Raw genomic sequence first — 14,968 nt, forward strand, 5'->3', positions numbered from 1 at the left:
CCTTTTGGCCGGGAGTTCGCCATGCTGCGCGTTATTGATACCGAAACCTGTGACCTGCAAGGAGGCGTCGTGGAGATTGCCTCCGTCGATGTTATTGACGGGCAAATCGTCAACCCGATGAGTCACCTGGTTCGCCCCGACCGCCCCATCAGCGCGCAGGCGATGGCGATCCACCGGATTACCGAAGAAATGGTCGCCGATAAACCATGGATTGAAGACGTCGTGCCGTTCTACCAGGGAAGCCCCTGGTATGTCGCCCATAACGCCAGCTTTGACCGCCGCGTGTTGCCGGAGATGGATGGCGAGTGGATTTGCACCATGAAACTGGCGCGTCGCCTGTGGCCGGGAATTAAGTACAGCAATATGGCGTTATACAAATCCCGCAAGCTGAACGTAGCCACACCGCCGGGGCTACATCACCACCGCGCGCTGTATGACTGCTACATCACCGCCGCGCTGCTGATTGACATCATCCAAACCTCTGGCTGGACGCCGGAACAGATGGTTGACGTCACCGGTCGACCCGCGCTGTTGCGCACCTTTACCTTCGGTAAATACCGCGGACAGGAAGTGGCGGAAGTGGCAAAAAACGATCCGGGCTACCTGCGCTGGCTGTTTAACAACCTCGACCGCATGAGCCCGGAACTGCGTTTAACGTTGAAGCACTATCTCGGCCAATAGCTAACGCTCTGATTGTCCTGGCAGGGTTCCCTGCGCCAGGGCAATCAGGAAGGCATACTCCAGCGCGACCCCTTCATAGCTCTTATAGCGCCCGGACTTACCGCCGTGCCCGGCATCCATCTCAGTACACAGTAGCAACAGGTTATCGTCGACCTTAAGTTCGCGTAGTTTGGCCACCCATTTTGCCGGTTCCCAATACTGTACCTGCGAGTCATGCAACCCGCTGGTGACCAACAGGTGCGGGTAAACCTGCGGCTGTACGTTGTCATACGGGCTGTAGGATTTCATATAGCGATAGTAGGTTTCATCCTGCGGATTGCCCCACTCTTCAAACTCGCCGGTAGTGAGCGGAATCGACTCATCCAGCATCGTGGTCAGCACATCCACAAACGGTACCTGAGCGACTACGCCGTGGAACAGTTCGGGTCGCTGGTTGATAACGGTGCCCATCAGCATGCCGCCAGCGCTACCGCCCATGCCATAGCACAAATTCGGCGCGCCATAGCCCTTCGCCAGCAGCGCATCGCAGACATCCAGATAGTCGTTAAAGGTGTTGTGCTTTTTGAGGAATTTGCCGTCTTCATACCACTGCTGCCCCAGTTCGCCGCCACCGCGAATGTGAGCGATAGCAAAGACGAAACCGCGATCGAGCAGGCTCAGACGACTGCTGCTGAAATCGGCGTCCATGCTGGCGCCGTAAGAGCCATAGCCGTAGACCAGCAACGGATTTTTACCCCGACGAAAATGCTCATGGCGATAGACCAGCGAAACCGGCACCTCAGCGCCATCACGCGCAGTTACCCACAAGCGTTCGCTGCGATAACGACTGGCGTCGAAACCTTTCACCTCCTGCTGCTTGAGCACGCGACGCTCGCCGCTGTCCATATCAAGCTCAAACAAGGTATCCGGCGTGGTCATCGACGAGTAGCCGTAGCGCAAACAGGCCGTTTCCGGTTCCGGGTTATAGGCAATCCAGGTGACATAGGCCGGATCGTCAAAGGCGATGGCCGTCTCCTGATGAGTTTGCCGGTGAATCTGCCGCAAGCTGGTTAATCCGCGCTGACGCTCTTCCACGACCAGCCAGTCGCGGAATAACGTGAAATCTTCCAGCATCACCGTATCGCGCGCGGCGATAATTGTCTGCCACTCGCCCTCTTCCCCGTTTACGCCCCGGTAGAGGCCAAAGTTTTTACCTTCGCGGTTTGAGCGAATATAAAAATGTCCCTGGTAGTGATCAAGACTGTATTCATGATCTTTACGGCGAGCTAAAAATGTCTGCGGTTTCGCGTCCGGGGTATCGGCATCCACCAGCAGCATTTCGCTGGTTGTCGCGCTGGACAGCGCAATCACCACGAACTGGCGTGACGATGTCTTATGCAGGCTGACGTAGAACGTGTCATCCTGCTCTTCATAGATAAGCTCGTCCTGGGTACCGGGTTCCCCTATCTGATGACGCCACACCTGCCACGGCAGTAGCGTCGTCGGGTGCTGGCGTACGTAATAGAGCGAGCGAGAATCATTGGCCCACACCACGCCCGGCGAAACATTTTCAATCACCTCCGGTAACCAGGTCTCATTTTCCAGATGACGAATCCGCAGGCCGTACTGGCGGCGCGAGAGGAAATCCTCGGTTACCGCCAGCAGATTATTGTCGGGAGCAACGTTTAGCCCTCCCAGGGTATAGAATTCGCTGTGTGCCGCGCGCTTGTTTTCATCAATCAGCAGCGACCACGACTCTTCTCCCAGCGCCTGGCGTTGATAAAGGGCATATTCACGCCCCGGCTCAAAGACCTGGCGATAGCGATAGCCATTTTTAATGTAAGGGGCGGAAACCTCTCGCGGCGGGATTCGGTCAACAATCTCTTTCAGCACGCGATCCTGTAGGCTTTGCTGGGATGACATCACCTGGCGGCCATAGGCGTTTTCCTGCTGTAAATAGTCGATAACCGCGGGCCTGGCGCGCGTGTCATCGCGCAGCCAGTAGTAGTTATCAATGCGCGTATCGCCATGTAAGGTCATGGCGTGAGGGATCCGTTTTGCTTTTGGCGGCATCTCGTTATTCTTCTGTTTTAGTCACACCCTATAAGGGTGGACAAATTAAACAATGATGCAAGCAAAAGCGGTGATAAAACGCATTAAAGTTGCTGTTTTTGCTGCTGTAAATCGCGTTCTATCCCCTCACGGACCTCCAGAGGCAGTTTCAACGCTTCGCCCAGCGCGTTCAGATAGCTGCGCTCCATAAAATGATCGATATCGATCGCCGCACAGCTGATGAAGTACAGTTCCAGCGCCTCTTCTTCATTATGCACATCTCTTGCCAGACGCTGAGGGTCGAGAGGTTGTTCCATCGCCCGCGCAATCATCGCACGCCCCTGCTCTTCAATACCGGCTTCACGCAGCTGTTGTTCAATGGCCTGCTGCTCTTTGGCATCAATATGTCCATCGCTCTTCGCCGCAAAGACCAACGCCAGAATCAAGCGTTCGGTACGCACATCCAGCGGCGCTGGCGCTTCACCGTACTGGCTGGCGGTTTGCGGGTCTGCGCGTAATTTATCTTTATACTTGTTCCACAGTACGCTGCCAGCGACCGCGCCGCCTCCCACCAGCAACGCGCCGGTGCCGTACTTCGCCAGCATTTTGCGGGACGACTTACTGGCCAATAGTAGCCCAGCAAGGCCGCCTAATGCGCCGGGCACCAGCATTTGGCTGAGGTCGCTTTTACCGCTACCCGATTTTTGCCCCAGCAGAGACTGCAGTTGATTAAGCCAGCCTGACATACGACCTCCAGTAGAAATATGTGAGATGCTCAGCCTAAGCGAGCTGATGTCAGGATATGTCTGTTCCACATAAAGATGCGCAAATATCCAGCGATAGCGCGGCCCGATTGCCGACAACGAGACACACGCAAACGTTTTCGTTTATAATGCGGCAAATTTTAGTGAGACGGTGGAATAGGTAAAATGACGTTATTAGGCACAGCTCTGCGTCCGGCTGCGACGCGCGTAATGCTTCTGGGTTCCGGCGAGTTAGGCAAGGAAGTGGCGATCGAATGCCAGCGGTTGGGTATCGAAACCATTGCCGTTGACCGCTACGCCGACGCCCCGGCGATGCACGTCGCGCATCGTTCTTATGTAATTAACATGCTCGATGGCGCGGCGCTGAAAGCGCTGGTTGAGCAGGAAAAACCGCACTATATCGTGCCGGAGATTGAAGCTATCGCCACCGATATGCTGATTGAACTGGAGCAGGCGGGTCAGCACGTCGTGCCCTGCGCACGGGCCACCCAACTGACCATGAACCGCGAAGGCATTCGCCGCCTGGCGGCCGAACTCCTCAAGCTGCCAACCTCAGCCTATCACTTCGCCGATAGCGAAGCCCAGTTTCGCCAGGCGGTTGCCGACATCGGCTTACCGTGCATCGTGAAACCGGTGATGAGCTCATCCGGCAAGGGCCAGACCTTTATTCGCCGTGAAGACCAGCTCGCTCAGGCGTGGCAGTACGCGCAGGAAGGCGGCCGCGCCGGTGCCGGGCGCGTAATCGTCGAAGGGGTCGTCAATTTTGATTTTGAAATTACCCTATTGACCGTTAACGCCGTAGACGGCGTGCACTTTTGCGCGCCAGTCGGCCACCGTCAGGAAGATGGCGACTACCGTGAGTCCTGGCAACCGCAGCAGATGAGCGCGCTGGCGCTGGAGCGCGCGCAGGCGATCGCGCGCGAGGTGGTGCTGGCACTCGGCGGCTACGGCCTGTTTGGCGTGGAGCTGTTTGTCTGTGGCGACGATGTGGTGTTTAGCGAAGTCTCGCCGCGCCCGCATGATACCGGAATGGTCACGCTGATTTCGCAGGACGTTTCAGAGTTCGCGCTGCATGTGCGCGCTTTCCTTGGCTTGCCAGTTGGCGCCATTCGCCAGTATGGCCCTTCCGCTTCTGCCGTGCTGCTGCCAACGCTCACCAGTGACAACGTGACCTTTGATAACGTGCAGAATGCGCTCGGCGCGGGTGTGCAACTGCGGCTGTTCGGTAAGCCGGATATCGCCGGTTCACGCCGCATGGGGGTAGCGCTGGCCACCGGCGATAGCGTTGAAGATGCCGTTGAACGCGCCAAAATCGCTGCGGCAGCCGTCGTTATTCAGGGATAAGAAAAAAGGCGGGTTGCTCACGCATACCCGCCCTTCTTTTGCTTACCCGATCATCAGACCGGGTACAGCAGACACCTTACAGCTTCGCGCCTTCAACCGCTTCGCGAGCCAGCTTGGTGATACGATCGTAGTCGCCAGCTTCCAGCGCGTCTGCCGGAACCAGCCAGGAACCGCCAATGCACAGCACGCTCTTCAGCGCCAGGTAGTCACGGTAGTTAGCCGGAGAGATACCGCCAGTCGGGCAGAAACGGATGTGAGAGAACGGACCTGCAATCGCCTGCAGCGCTTTCACGCCACCGTTCGCTTCAGCCGGGAAAAATTTGAACTCTTTCAGGCCGTGCTGCATACCCAGCATCAGTTCAGAAACAGAGCTAATACCCGGGATCAGCGGGATAGTGCCTGCGGTAGCCGCTTTCAGCAGTTCGTCGGTCAGGCCCGGGCTGATAGCAAACTGCGCGCCAGCGTCGGTCACTTCTTTCAGCTGCTGTGCGTTAGTCACGGTACCCGCGCCAACGATAGCATCCGGAACTTCTTTCGCAATGGCGCGGATAGCGTCCATCGCGCAGTCGGTACGCAGCGTCACTTCCAGTACGCGAACGCCACCGGCAACCAGCGCTTTTGCCATCGGTACTGCGTGCTCAAGCTTGTTAACCACGATTACCGGGACTACCGGGCCAGTGGTCAGGATTGCTTCAGCCGTTGTTTTCCAGTTTTTCATCAGAAATATTCTCTCGCCAGATCTACAAAACGTGTCATCTTAAAAGGTAATACAGGTTGCGCCCTGTTCCGCACCGGACAGTTTTTCCCGTAATGCGCCAAACAGTTCACGGCCTGTCCCCACGCGCGAAGCGCTCAGATCGGGAATATGCGGTTGGCGTGCGGCCAGTTCAGCGTCATCAACCAGCAGCGTTAGCTCGCCGGTCTGGCCATTCACGCGGATCATGTCGCCATCGCGTACTTTTGCCAGCAGGCCACCGTCATAGGCTTCAGGCGTTACGTGAATCGCTGACGGTACTTTACCGGATGCACCGGACAGTCGTCCATCAGTGACCAACGCAATTTTGAAACAGCGGTCCAATAATACACCAAGTGGCGGCATAAGTTTATGTAATTCTGGCATCCCGTTCGCTTTTGGCCCTTGATGGCGCACAACCACGACGCAATCTTTGTCCAACAGGCCCGCTTCAAAGGCTGGCAGAACATCATGCTGGCTTTCAAAAACTACGGCAGGCGCTTCAATCACCTGGTTTTCAACCGGCACCGCGGAGGTTTTCATCACCGCACGGCCAAGGTTGCCGCTCAGCACTTTAGTGCCGCCGTGTTTTGAGAACGGTTTATCGAAGGTAGCAATGACGTTGTCATCCAGTGACGCGGTGGCGCCTTCACGCCAGTCCAGCTTGCCTTCGTTCAGCCACGGTTCCATGGTGTAGTGAGACAGGCCAAAACCGGCGACGGTGTTCACGTCTTCGTGCAGCAGCCCGCCTTTCAGCAGCTCGCGCACCAGCACCGGCACGCCGCCCGCTGCCTGGAAGTGGTTGATATCGGCCGGGCCGTTCGGATACAGACGCGCCATCAGCGGTACCACTTCTGACAAGTCGGAGAAATCATCCCAGTTAATGATAATGCCCGCCGCGCGCGCCATCGCCACCAGGTGCATGGTGTGGTTGGTCGAACCGCCGGTCGCCAACAGCGCCACGATACCGTTGACCACCACTTTTTCGTCAATCATTTTGCCCAACGGCATCCATTCATTACCGTTGCCGGTCATGCGGGTCACCTGACGTGCCGCAGCGGCGGTCAGTTCGGCGCGCAGCGGCGCATCCGGGTGAACAAAGGAAGAACCCGGCAGCTGCATCCCCATAAATTCAATCACCATCTGGTTGGTGTTGGCGGTGCCGTAGAAGGTGCAGGTACCCGGCGCGTGGTAGGACGCGGCTTCGGACTCCAGCAGCGCGTTACGGTCAACCTTCCCTTCCGCGTACAGCTGGCGGATGCGTACTTTTTCTTTGTTCGGCAGGCCGCTGGCCATGGGGCCTGACGGAATGAAGACAGACGGTAAGTGGCCGAATGACAGCGCAGCCATCGCCAGCCCTGGGACGATTTTGTCGCACACGCCAAGGTACAGCGCGCCGTCAAACATGTTATGAGACAGACCCACCGCAGCGGACATGGCAATCACTTCGCGGCTCAGCAGCGAAAGCTCCATCCCGTCCTGACCCTGCGTCACCCCGTCGCACATCGCCGGCACGCCGCCTGCAACCTGCCCCACCGCATTCACGCTATGCAGCGCTTTGCGGATCACGTCCGGGTAGTGTTCGTAAGGCTGGTGGGCAGAAAGCATGTCGTTATAGGAGGTGATGATCGCGATATTGTTACGCAACATGCTTTTCAGCGACGCTTTATCGTCTGGCTGACAGGCGGCAAAACCGTGCGCCAGGTTGCCACAAGCGAGCTGAGAGCGGTGAACCGTTTCAGTTTTGGCTTGTTCGATACGTGCCAGATAAGCCGCGCGCGTATCGCGAGAGCGTTCAATAATGCGATTTGTTACCCGTAACATTGCAGAGTTCATAAAGGCTCCTTAAATTTTTTCTGTCCAGGCTGCGGCTCACGACGGTGTTTACATAGGTCTGACGAATGAATAAATGCCCGTATAGCGCAGCTCAGAGGCAAAGGTCTACTCGCAGTGTAATAAAAAAAGCCCCGGGGGTGAATCCTCCCGGGGCTTAAATGCGCAAAAATAGCACTACTTGCTGTGTTAGATCATGTTACCGGTAAAATAACACTTCTGGATTACCGTCTGGCCTTACTCAAACTCATTCCAGGAACGGCCATCGCGAGTAATCATGGCGACGGATGCCACCGGTCCCCAGGTTCCCGCCTGATACGGTTTCGGCGCGTCTTTATCGCTAGCCCAGGCTTCGGTAATGGAATCGACCCACTTCCATGCTTCTTCCACTTCATCGCGGCGTACGAACAGCGCCTGGATGCCGCGCATGGTTTCCAGCAGCAGACGTTCGTAGGCATCGGCCAGATGCGTCTGATTGAAGGTCTCGGAGTAGCTCAGATCCAGCTTGGTCACCTGCAGGTTATGCTTGTGCTCCAGACCAGGAACCTTGTTAAGAATCTGAATATCCACGCCTTCATCCGGCTGCAGACGAATAGTCAGCTTGTTCTGCGGCAGCTCGGGCCAGGTTTCTTTGAACAGATTCAGCTCTGGGTTTTTGAAGTACACAACCACTTCTGAACATTTGGTCGGCAGACGTTTACCGGTGCGCAGGTAGAACGGCACCCCCGACCAGCGCCAGTTATCAATGTCCACACGAATGGAAACGAAGGTTTCGGTGTTGCTGGATTTGTTCGCGCCCTCTTCTTCAAGGTAGCCCGGCACCTTCTGCCCTTGCGCAAAACCAGCGGTGTATTGTCCACGGACGGTTTTTTCACGCACGTTGGTATGGTCAATGCGACGCAAAGACTTCAGGACTTTCACTTTCTCATCGCGGATGCTGTCAGCACTTAAATCTGAAGGAGGCGCCATGGCAATCATGCACAGAACCTGTAACAGGTGGTTCTGGATCATGTCGCGCATTTGACCGGCCTGGTCGAAGTACCCCCAACGACCTTCAATACCGACCTCTTCGGCCACGGTAATTTCCACGTGATCGATAGTGCGGTTATCCCAGTTGTTCACAAACAGGGAGTTGGCAAAGCGTAGCGCCAGCAGGTTGAGTACCGTTTCTTTACCCAGATAGTGGTCGATACGGTAAACCTGGCATTCTTCGAAGTATTCACCCACCTGGTCGTTAATCTCGCGGGAGGTTTCCAGCGAGGTGCCCAGCGGTTTTTCCATGACGACGCGCGCCGGTTTGGCGTTCAGCTTCGCTTCGCCCAGACCGCGGCAGATGGCGCCAAAGGTGCTAGGCGGCATCGCGAAATAGTTAATGGTGATGCGATTTTTTTGATCAAGCATCTCGCCAAGACGCGAAAACGCCGGCGCATCATTCACATCAAGATTGCAGAAATCAAGACGCGCGCTGAGGGTATTCCACAAACCTTCATCAATCTTCTCTTTCATGAAGGTTTCAAGCGCTTCGCGGACAACTTTGGTGTATGCCGCTTTATCCCAGTCTGCACGGCCTACGCCGATAATGCGGGTGTCCGGATTAATCTGGCCGGCTTTTTCCAGTTGATACAGGGAAGGCAGCAGTTTTCGGCGGGCCAGGTCTCCCTTCGCGCCGAAAATGACCAGATCGCATGCCTGGGCCGTTTGCGTTACCGCCATGTCATTCTCCTCAGTTTATAATCCCGGTTCTATGCCAGGCTATCTACCCGTCGCCGTTCAGGTTTTCATGAAAACGACGGATATCGTTGTAATTTTCTTACGGTGCACTGTACTGTGTTTACGAAATTGCCGAAACCCTTTAACGGCTTTGACCGCCTTCGATCGCACAATTCGGAACCATCATCGCCGTATAGTCAGGGCAATTGGCCAGTTTTGTTCGTTCTTTCGCCCGAAAGGTGTCAGTTAAAATACGACACCGATCATGTAATGAAAAAAAACAACATATTTTGCTGTTCCTATTCACTTTTCATCCCGCTTCAAGCGTATATTCTTGCTAAAACGCCTGCAGATTTCACCCATTAATGGAATCGTTTCAATCTATGAGCGCCTTGTCACGATGAACATGCTGGAAAGAATCCAGTCCCAACTGGAAAACCTTAGCAAATCCGAGCGAAAAGTCGCAGAAGTGATTCTGGCGGCCCCTGAACAGGCAATTCATTCAAGCATTGCCGCACTCGCCCTTGAAGCTGAGGTCAGTGAACCGACCGTTAACCGCTTCTGCCGCAGTCTGGAAACCCGAGGCTTTCCTGATTTTAAACTGCATCTTGCCCAAAGTCTGGCTAACGGTACACCGTATGTTAATCGTAATGTGGACGAAGATGACAGCGTTGAAGCCTATACGGCCAAAATATTCGAATCGGCGATGGCGAGCCTTGCTCACGTGCGGCAATCGCTCGATATGTCGGCGGTGAATCGCGCGGTAGATCTGCTGACCCAGGCAAAAAAAATCGCCTTCTTTGGTCTGGGGTCTTCTGCCGCCGTGGCGCACGACGCCATGAACAAATTTTTTCGCTTTAACGTCCCTGTCATCTATTCCGATGACATCGTTTTGCAACGAATGAGCTGTATGAATTGCAGCGACGACGACGTCGTGGTGCTGATTTCCCATACCGGGCGAACGAAAAGCCTGGTCGAGGTCGCCCAGGTGGCGAGGGAAAATGACGCGATGGTCATCGCCATCACCTCCGCCGGTACGCCGCTGGCCCGCGAGGCCACGCTCGCCATCACGCTGGACGTCCCTGAAGATACCGATATCTACATGCCGATGGTGTCACGTTTGGCGCAGTTGACCGTGATCGATGTCCTGGCCACCGGCTTTACCTTGCGCCGCGGGGCGAAATTCAGGGATAACTTGAAGCGAGTCAAAGAAGCGTTGAAGGAATCGCGCTTTGATAAAGAGCTATCGACACACAGCGATAATCACTAAAAGCGATAAAAAAAGTGTAACCTATTTAAGCATTCGGTAACCCGTTATTGGCATATTGCCGAATTCCTGTTCACGCAACACCTGAGTTGTATTAGTCAACGGAGTATTACATGTCCAGAAGGCTTCGCAGAACCAAGATCGTCACCACGTTAGGCCCAGCAACCGACCGCGATAATAACCTCGAGAAGGTAATTTCCGCCGGCGCTAACGTCGTACGTATGAATTTCTCTCACGGTACGCCAGAAGATCATCAGTTACGTGCCGACAAAGTACGCGAAATTGCAGCAAAACTGGGGCGCCATGTAGCTATCCTTGGCGATCTGCAAGGACCAAAAATCCGCGTATCGACCTTCAAAGAAGGCAAAGTTTTCCTGAATATTGGCGACAAATTCCTGCTGGACGCCAACCTGGGTAAAGGTGAAGGCGACAAAGAGAAAGTGGGTATCGACTATAAAGGTCTGCCTGCCGATGTGGTACCGGGCGACATCCTGCTGCTGGATGATGGCCGCGTGCAGTTAAAAGTGCTGGAAGTTCAGGGCATGAAGGTGTTCACCGAAGTGACCGTCGGCGGACCACTGTCCAACAATAAAGGCATCAACAAATTAGGCGGCGGCCTGTCCGCTGAAGCGCTGACCGAAAAAGACAAGGCCGACATTCTGACCGCCGCCAAAATCGGCGTCGACTATCTGGCCGTCTCCTTCCCGCGCTGCGGCGAAGATCTGAACTACGCTCGCCGTCTGGCCCGCGAAGCCGGTTGCGATGCGAAAATCGTCTCCAAAGTTGAACGTGCGGAAGCCGTCTGCAGCCAGGATGCGATGGACGATATCATTCTCGCCTCCGACGTGGTGATGGTTGCCCGCGGCGACCTCGGTGTCGAAATTGGCGACCCGGAGCTGGTCGGTATTCAGAAAGCGCTGATTCGTCGCGCGCGTCAGCTGAACCGTGCGGTCATTACCGCAACCCAGATGATGGAATCGATGATCACCAACCCGATGCCGACCCGTGCGGAAGTCATGGACGTGGCGAACGCCGTACTGGATGGTACCGATGCGGTGATGCTGTCTGCGGAAACCGCGGCTGGCCAGTATCCATCCGAAACCGTTGCGGCCATGGCGCGCGTGTGCCTGGGCGCAGAAAAGATCCCAAGCATCAACGTGTCTAAACACCGTCTGGATGTGCAGTTCGACAACGTCGAAGAAGCGATCGCCATGTCGGCAATGTACGCGGCCAACCACCTGAAAGGCATTACCGCGATCATCACCATGACCGAATCCGGCCGTACCGCGCTGATGACCTCACGCATTACCTCCGGTCTGCCGATTTTCGCCATGTCTCGCCATGAACGTACGCTGAACCTGACCGCACTGTACCGTGGCGTCACGCCGGTGTTCTTCGACAGCGCCTGCGACGGCGTTGCGGCAGCCCACGATGCGGTGAACCTGCTGCGTGATAAAGGCTACCTGATGTCCGGTGACCTGGTGATTGTCACCCAGGGTGACGTAATGAGCACCGTGGGTTCAACCAACACCACGCGCATTCTGACCGTCGAGTAACACTCACGTTATTGATGTAAAAAACCGGACGATGTCCGGTTTTTTTTGCACTCAGAACAGGGCGTGAACGGTCTGGAGTCATCCCGACGTCGCTTTGCTCGCCCAGGCTTTAAGCTATTTCTTTTTCTTTGGGTAGAGTTCTTTACGCTGATACGGCTCGATCTCACCAGGCTTGCGCGTCTTCAGTAGCTTCAGAATCCACGTATACTGCTCGGCATGCGGACCCACAAAGATCTCCACTTCTTCATTCATGCGGCGGGCTATGGTGTTGTCATCCGCTTCCAGCAGGTCGTCCATCGGTGGGCGCACCAGAATCGTCAAACGATGCGTTTCACCGTTATAAACCGGGAACAACGGCACCACGCGCGCACGGCACACTTTCATCAGTCGCCCTATCGCCGGCAGCGTGGCTTTGTAGGTTGCAAAGAAATCGACAAACTCGCTGTGCTCCGGGCCGTGATCCTGATCGGGCAGATAGTAGCCCCAATACCCCTGACGCACTGATTGAATAAAAGGTTTAATGCCATCATTACGCGCATGCAGGCGGCCGCCAAAGCGACGACGCACGGTATTCCACACATAGTCGAACACCTTGTTGCCCTGGTTGTGGAACATCGCAGCCATTTTCTGGCCCTGCGAAGCCATCACCATCGCCGGGATATCGACCCCCCAACCGTGCGGGACCAGGAAGATAACGTTTTCACCGTTGCGGCGCATTTCGTCAATAATCTCTTGCCCCTGCCAGTCGAGACGCGGCAGAATTTTTTCCGGCCCCTTCAACGCCAGCTCGGCCATCATTACCATCGCCTGCGGCGCGGTAGCGAACATCTCATCGATAATCGCTTCGCGCTCGTCTTCGCTTTTTTCCGGGAAGCAGTACAGAAGATTGATTTGCGCGCGACGCCGAGCGCTGCGGCCAAATCGCCCCGCCAGACGACCCAGTTTTCCCAGGATAGGGTCGCGGATTTTTGCGGGAACGTAGGCAATCCCTGCAAATGCCAGCACGCCTAACCATGCCCCCCAGTACTGCGGGTGACGGAAAGATTTCTCAAACTCGGGAATGTATTCACTGTTATTTTTTTTCGTTTCCATGCCTGTTCCAGGGTCGCATCATCAGGTCGGTGTGGATAATCAGATAGTTTAGCGAGGTGAGGTGCTTCGCACAAAAGAAAAAGCCGACACCCTGTGGGCGTCGGCTCTGAACGTTTACTTCTTAGACGAAACTAGTCAAAACGCAGCTGCGGCAGAACCTGTTTCACCTGCGCCAGATAATCGGTGCGGTCAGAACCGGTCAACCCTTCGGTACGCGGCAGTTTCGCCGTCAGCGGGTTCACCGCCTGCTGGTTGATCCACACTTCATAGTGCAGGTGCGGGCCGGTTGAACGCCCTGTATTGCCCGATAACGCAATACGATCGCCACGTTTCACCTTCTGACCCGGTTTCACCAACAGCTTACGCAGGTGCATATAGCGCGTGGTGTAGGTACGGCCATGACGCAGTGCAACGTAATACCCGGCAGCGCCGCTACGCTTGGCGACAACAACTTCACCGTCGCCCACCGCGAGAACCGGCGTCCCTTGCGGCATCGCGAAGTCAACGCCACGGTGCGGCGCGACACGCCCGGTCACCGGATTCAGGCGACGTGGATTAAAGTTAGACGATACGCGGAACTGACGCGAGGTTGGGAAGCGCAGAAAGCCCTTCGCCAGCCCGGTGCCGTTACGGTCGTAGAACTTACCGTCTTCCGCGCGGATCGCGTAGTAATCTTTACCATCAGAACGTAAACGTACGCCAAGCAGTTGGCTCTGCTCACGCTTGCCATCGAGCATTTCGCGCGACATCAGCACCGAGAACTCATCGCCTTTTTTCAGCTTACGGAAGTCCATCTGCCACTGCATCGCTTTAATTACCGCGCTAACTTCCGCGCTGGTTAACCCGGCGCTGGTTGCGCTGGAGACAAAGCTGCCGCCAACGGTACCTTTAATCAGGCTGTTAACCCAGTCGCCCTGCTGCATCTCGCTGCTCATTTTGAAACCGTTTGCAACGCGATCGTAGGTACGGGTTTCACGACGCGACATTTCCCAGGTTAAACGCTGGAGATCGCCATCATCGTTCAATGTCCAGGAGAGCTGCTGGCCCACCTTCATGTTTTTCAGGTCTTTATCAGAAGCGGCAAGCTGGCTGATATTTCCCATATCAATACCGTACTGATTCAGGATGCTGCTCAGGGTATCGCCCGTGGATACCACATATTCATGCACGCCCGTTTCGTTATCGACTTTGTCGTCCAGTTCGTCCTGCGGGATGGCTTCATCTTCCTGAGCGGCCTGGTCAATCGGTTCACTGGCCTCCGGCAACAGAGAACGAATTTCTTTTTTCTCCAGCTCAATCGTCCGGGTAACGGGTGATGAAGAGGTTGGATGGTAAACGTATGGCCGCCATACGGCGACGGCCAACGTGAGAACGGTGAGTGACCCCAGCATAACGCGGTGGGGCCGCGGCAAATTGTTAAATGCCAGAGCGACAGAGCGGGCTATCTGCTGCACGTATTCACTTCCTTACTTATCTCCTTTCAGGCAGCTCGCATACTGGGTCGCCAGTTGAGTCAGAAACGCCGGATAGCTTTCTTTGCTCAGCTGTATATTCGTGCCAAGTGGGTCCAGCGTTCCCATGCGAACGTTGGTACCCCGCGCGACAGATTCAACGACAGCGGGCCTGAATTGTGGCTCAGCAAAAACGCAGGTTGCTTTTTGCTCAACCAACTGTGTTCTTATTTGATGTAAACGCTGCGCACCGGGTTGAATCTCAGGGTTGACGGTGAAGTGCCCAAGCGGCGTCAAACCGTAGTGTTTTTCGTAGTAACCATAGGCATCATGAAAAACGAAATACCCCTTTCCTTTCACCGGCGCCAGCTCATTCGCCACCTGCTTGTCGGTTGCAGCCAGATTGGCTTCAAAATCTTTCAGGTTGGCGTCAAGCCGGGCTCGACTCTGGGGCATAAGTTCCACTAATTTGTCATGGATTGCAACCGCCGAAAGCCGCGCTATCT

Annotated in this window: 12 protein-coding genes; 4 read left to right on the top strand and 8 right to left on the bottom strand. The window is 55.4% G+C overall.

Features of this window, described 5'->3' with window-relative positions:
* Positions 1–21: 21 nt before the first annotated feature.
* Positions 22–681: an exodeoxyribonuclease X gene (gene exoX, locus ACW14G_RS09540; protein WP_163447983.1), complete on the top strand. Its 660-nt coding sequence runs from the start codon at positions 22–24 to the stop codon at positions 679–681.
* Here exoX and ptrB read toward each other — a convergent pair whose 3' ends face one another.
* Both ptrB and ACW14G_RS09550 read right to left on the bottom strand, forming a co-directional pair.
* Entirely contained in the window at positions 682–2,733 is a 2,052-nt protein-coding gene (ptrB, locus tag ACW14G_RS09545; RefSeq protein WP_249023103.1) for an oligopeptidase B, read from the bottom strand. It abuts the gene before it with no gap.
* Between the two features lie 83 nt (positions 2,734–2,816).
* Positions 2,817–3,458 (bottom strand): tellurite resistance TerB family protein, encoded by a 642-nt coding sequence (locus ACW14G_RS09550; protein WP_163447981.1) that lies wholly within the window; start codon positions 3,456–3,458, stop codon positions 2,817–2,819.
* A gap of 183 nt (positions 3,459–3,641) precedes the next feature.
* On the opposite strand from ACW14G_RS09550, the gene purT reads away from it, so the two are divergent.
* Positions 3,642–4,820: a formate-dependent phosphoribosylglycinamide formyltransferase gene (gene purT / locus ACW14G_RS09555; RefSeq protein WP_249023102.1), complete on the top strand. Its 1,179-nt coding sequence runs from the start codon at positions 3,642–3,644 to the stop codon at positions 4,818–4,820.
* 76 nt (positions 4,821–4,896) lie between these two features.
* Here the strand turns inward: purT and ACW14G_RS09560 are convergent, their stop codons facing one another.
* The 3 genes from ACW14G_RS09560 to zwf form a co-directional block, all read right to left on the bottom strand.
* Positions 4,897–5,538, bottom strand: coding sequence for a bifunctional 4-hydroxy-2-oxoglutarate aldolase/2-dehydro-3-deoxy-phosphogluconate aldolase (locus tag ACW14G_RS09560; RefSeq protein ID WP_064544721.1), 642 nt, complete (start codon positions 5,536–5,538; stop codon positions 4,897–4,899).
* Positions 5,539–5,577: 39 nt separating this feature from the next.
* Complete coding sequence (edd, locus tag ACW14G_RS09565) at positions 5,578–7,389, bottom strand: phosphogluconate dehydratase (RefSeq protein ID WP_249023101.1); 1,812 nt, start codon at positions 7,387–7,389, stop codon at positions 5,578–5,580.
* A 234-nt stretch (positions 7,390–7,623) separates the two neighbouring features.
* Positions 7,624–9,099, bottom strand: a complete 1,476-nt coding sequence (zwf, locus tag ACW14G_RS09570; RefSeq protein WP_064544716.1) for a glucose-6-phosphate dehydrogenase — start codon at positions 9,097–9,099, stop codon at positions 7,624–7,626.
* A gap of 397 nt (positions 9,100–9,496) precedes the next feature.
* Between zwf and ACW14G_RS09575 the strand changes: the two genes are divergently transcribed.
* Positions 9,497–10,366: a MurR/RpiR family transcriptional regulator gene (locus ACW14G_RS09575; protein ID WP_064544714.1), complete on the top strand. Its 870-nt coding sequence runs from the start codon at positions 9,497–9,499 to the stop codon at positions 10,364–10,366.
* 110 nt (positions 10,367–10,476) lie between these two features.
* Complete coding sequence (gene pyk, locus ACW14G_RS09580; protein WP_064544712.1) at positions 10,477–11,919, top strand: pyruvate kinase; 1,443 nt, start codon at positions 10,477–10,479, stop codon at positions 11,917–11,919.
* A 114-nt stretch (positions 11,920–12,033) separates the two neighbouring features.
* On the opposite strand, the gene lpxM is transcribed toward pyk, so the two are convergent.
* The 3 genes from lpxM to znuA form a co-directional block, all read right to left on the bottom strand.
* On the bottom strand, positions 12,034–13,011 hold the full coding sequence (gene lpxM, locus ACW14G_RS09585) for a lauroyl-Kdo(2)-lipid IV(A) myristoyltransferase (protein WP_167575570.1): 978 nt from the start codon (positions 13,009–13,011) through the stop codon (positions 12,034–12,036).
* A 131-nt stretch (positions 13,012–13,142) separates the two neighbouring features.
* A complete protein-coding gene (mepM, locus tag ACW14G_RS09590; protein ID WP_163447977.1) occupies positions 13,143–14,465 on the bottom strand; it encodes a murein DD-endopeptidase MepM in 1,323 nt (440 codons plus the stop codon).
* Positions 14,466–14,477: 12 nt separating this feature from the next.
* On the bottom strand, positions 14,478–14,968 hold a 491-nt coding region (gene znuA / locus ACW14G_RS09595), incomplete at its 5' end, for a zinc ABC transporter substrate-binding protein ZnuA (protein ID WP_455648569.1).

It is taken from the genome of Kluyvera sp. (assembly GCF_965301105.1).

What these genes read in the sequence shown, in the direction of transcription:
- exoX (WP_163447983.1), top strand. Translation starts at nt 22, where the DNA reads ATGCTGCGCGTTATTGATACCGAAACCTGTGACCTGCAAGGAGGCGTC.
- ptrB (WP_249023103.1), bottom strand. Translation starts at nt 2,733, where the DNA reads ATGCCGCCAAAAGCAAAACGGATCCCTCACGCCATGACCTTACATGGC.
- ACW14G_RS09550 (WP_163447981.1), bottom strand. Translation starts at nt 3,458, where the DNA reads ATGTCAGGCTGGCTTAATCAACTGCAGTCTCTGCTGGGGCAAAAATCG.
- purT (WP_249023102.1), top strand. Translation starts at nt 3,642, where the DNA reads ATGACGTTATTAGGCACAGCTCTGCGTCCGGCTGCGACGCGCGTAATG.
- ACW14G_RS09560 (WP_064544721.1), bottom strand. Translation starts at nt 5,538, where the DNA reads ATGAAAAACTGGAAAACAACGGCTGAAGCAATCCTGACCACTGGCCCG.
- edd (WP_249023101.1), bottom strand. Translation starts at nt 7,389, where the DNA reads ATGAACTCTGCAATGTTACGGGTAACAAATCGCATTATTGAACGCTCT.
- zwf (WP_064544716.1), bottom strand. Translation starts at nt 9,099, where the DNA reads ATGGCGGTAACGCAAACGGCCCAGGCATGCGATCTGGTCATTTTCGGC.
- ACW14G_RS09575 (WP_064544714.1), top strand. Translation starts at nt 9,497, where the DNA reads ATGAACATGCTGGAAAGAATCCAGTCCCAACTGGAAAACCTTAGCAAA.
- pyk (WP_064544712.1), top strand. Translation starts at nt 10,477, where the DNA reads ATGTCCAGAAGGCTTCGCAGAACCAAGATCGTCACCACGTTAGGCCCA.
- lpxM (WP_167575570.1), bottom strand. Translation starts at nt 13,011, where the DNA reads ATGGAAACGAAAAAAAATAACAGTGAATACATTCCCGAGTTTGAGAAA.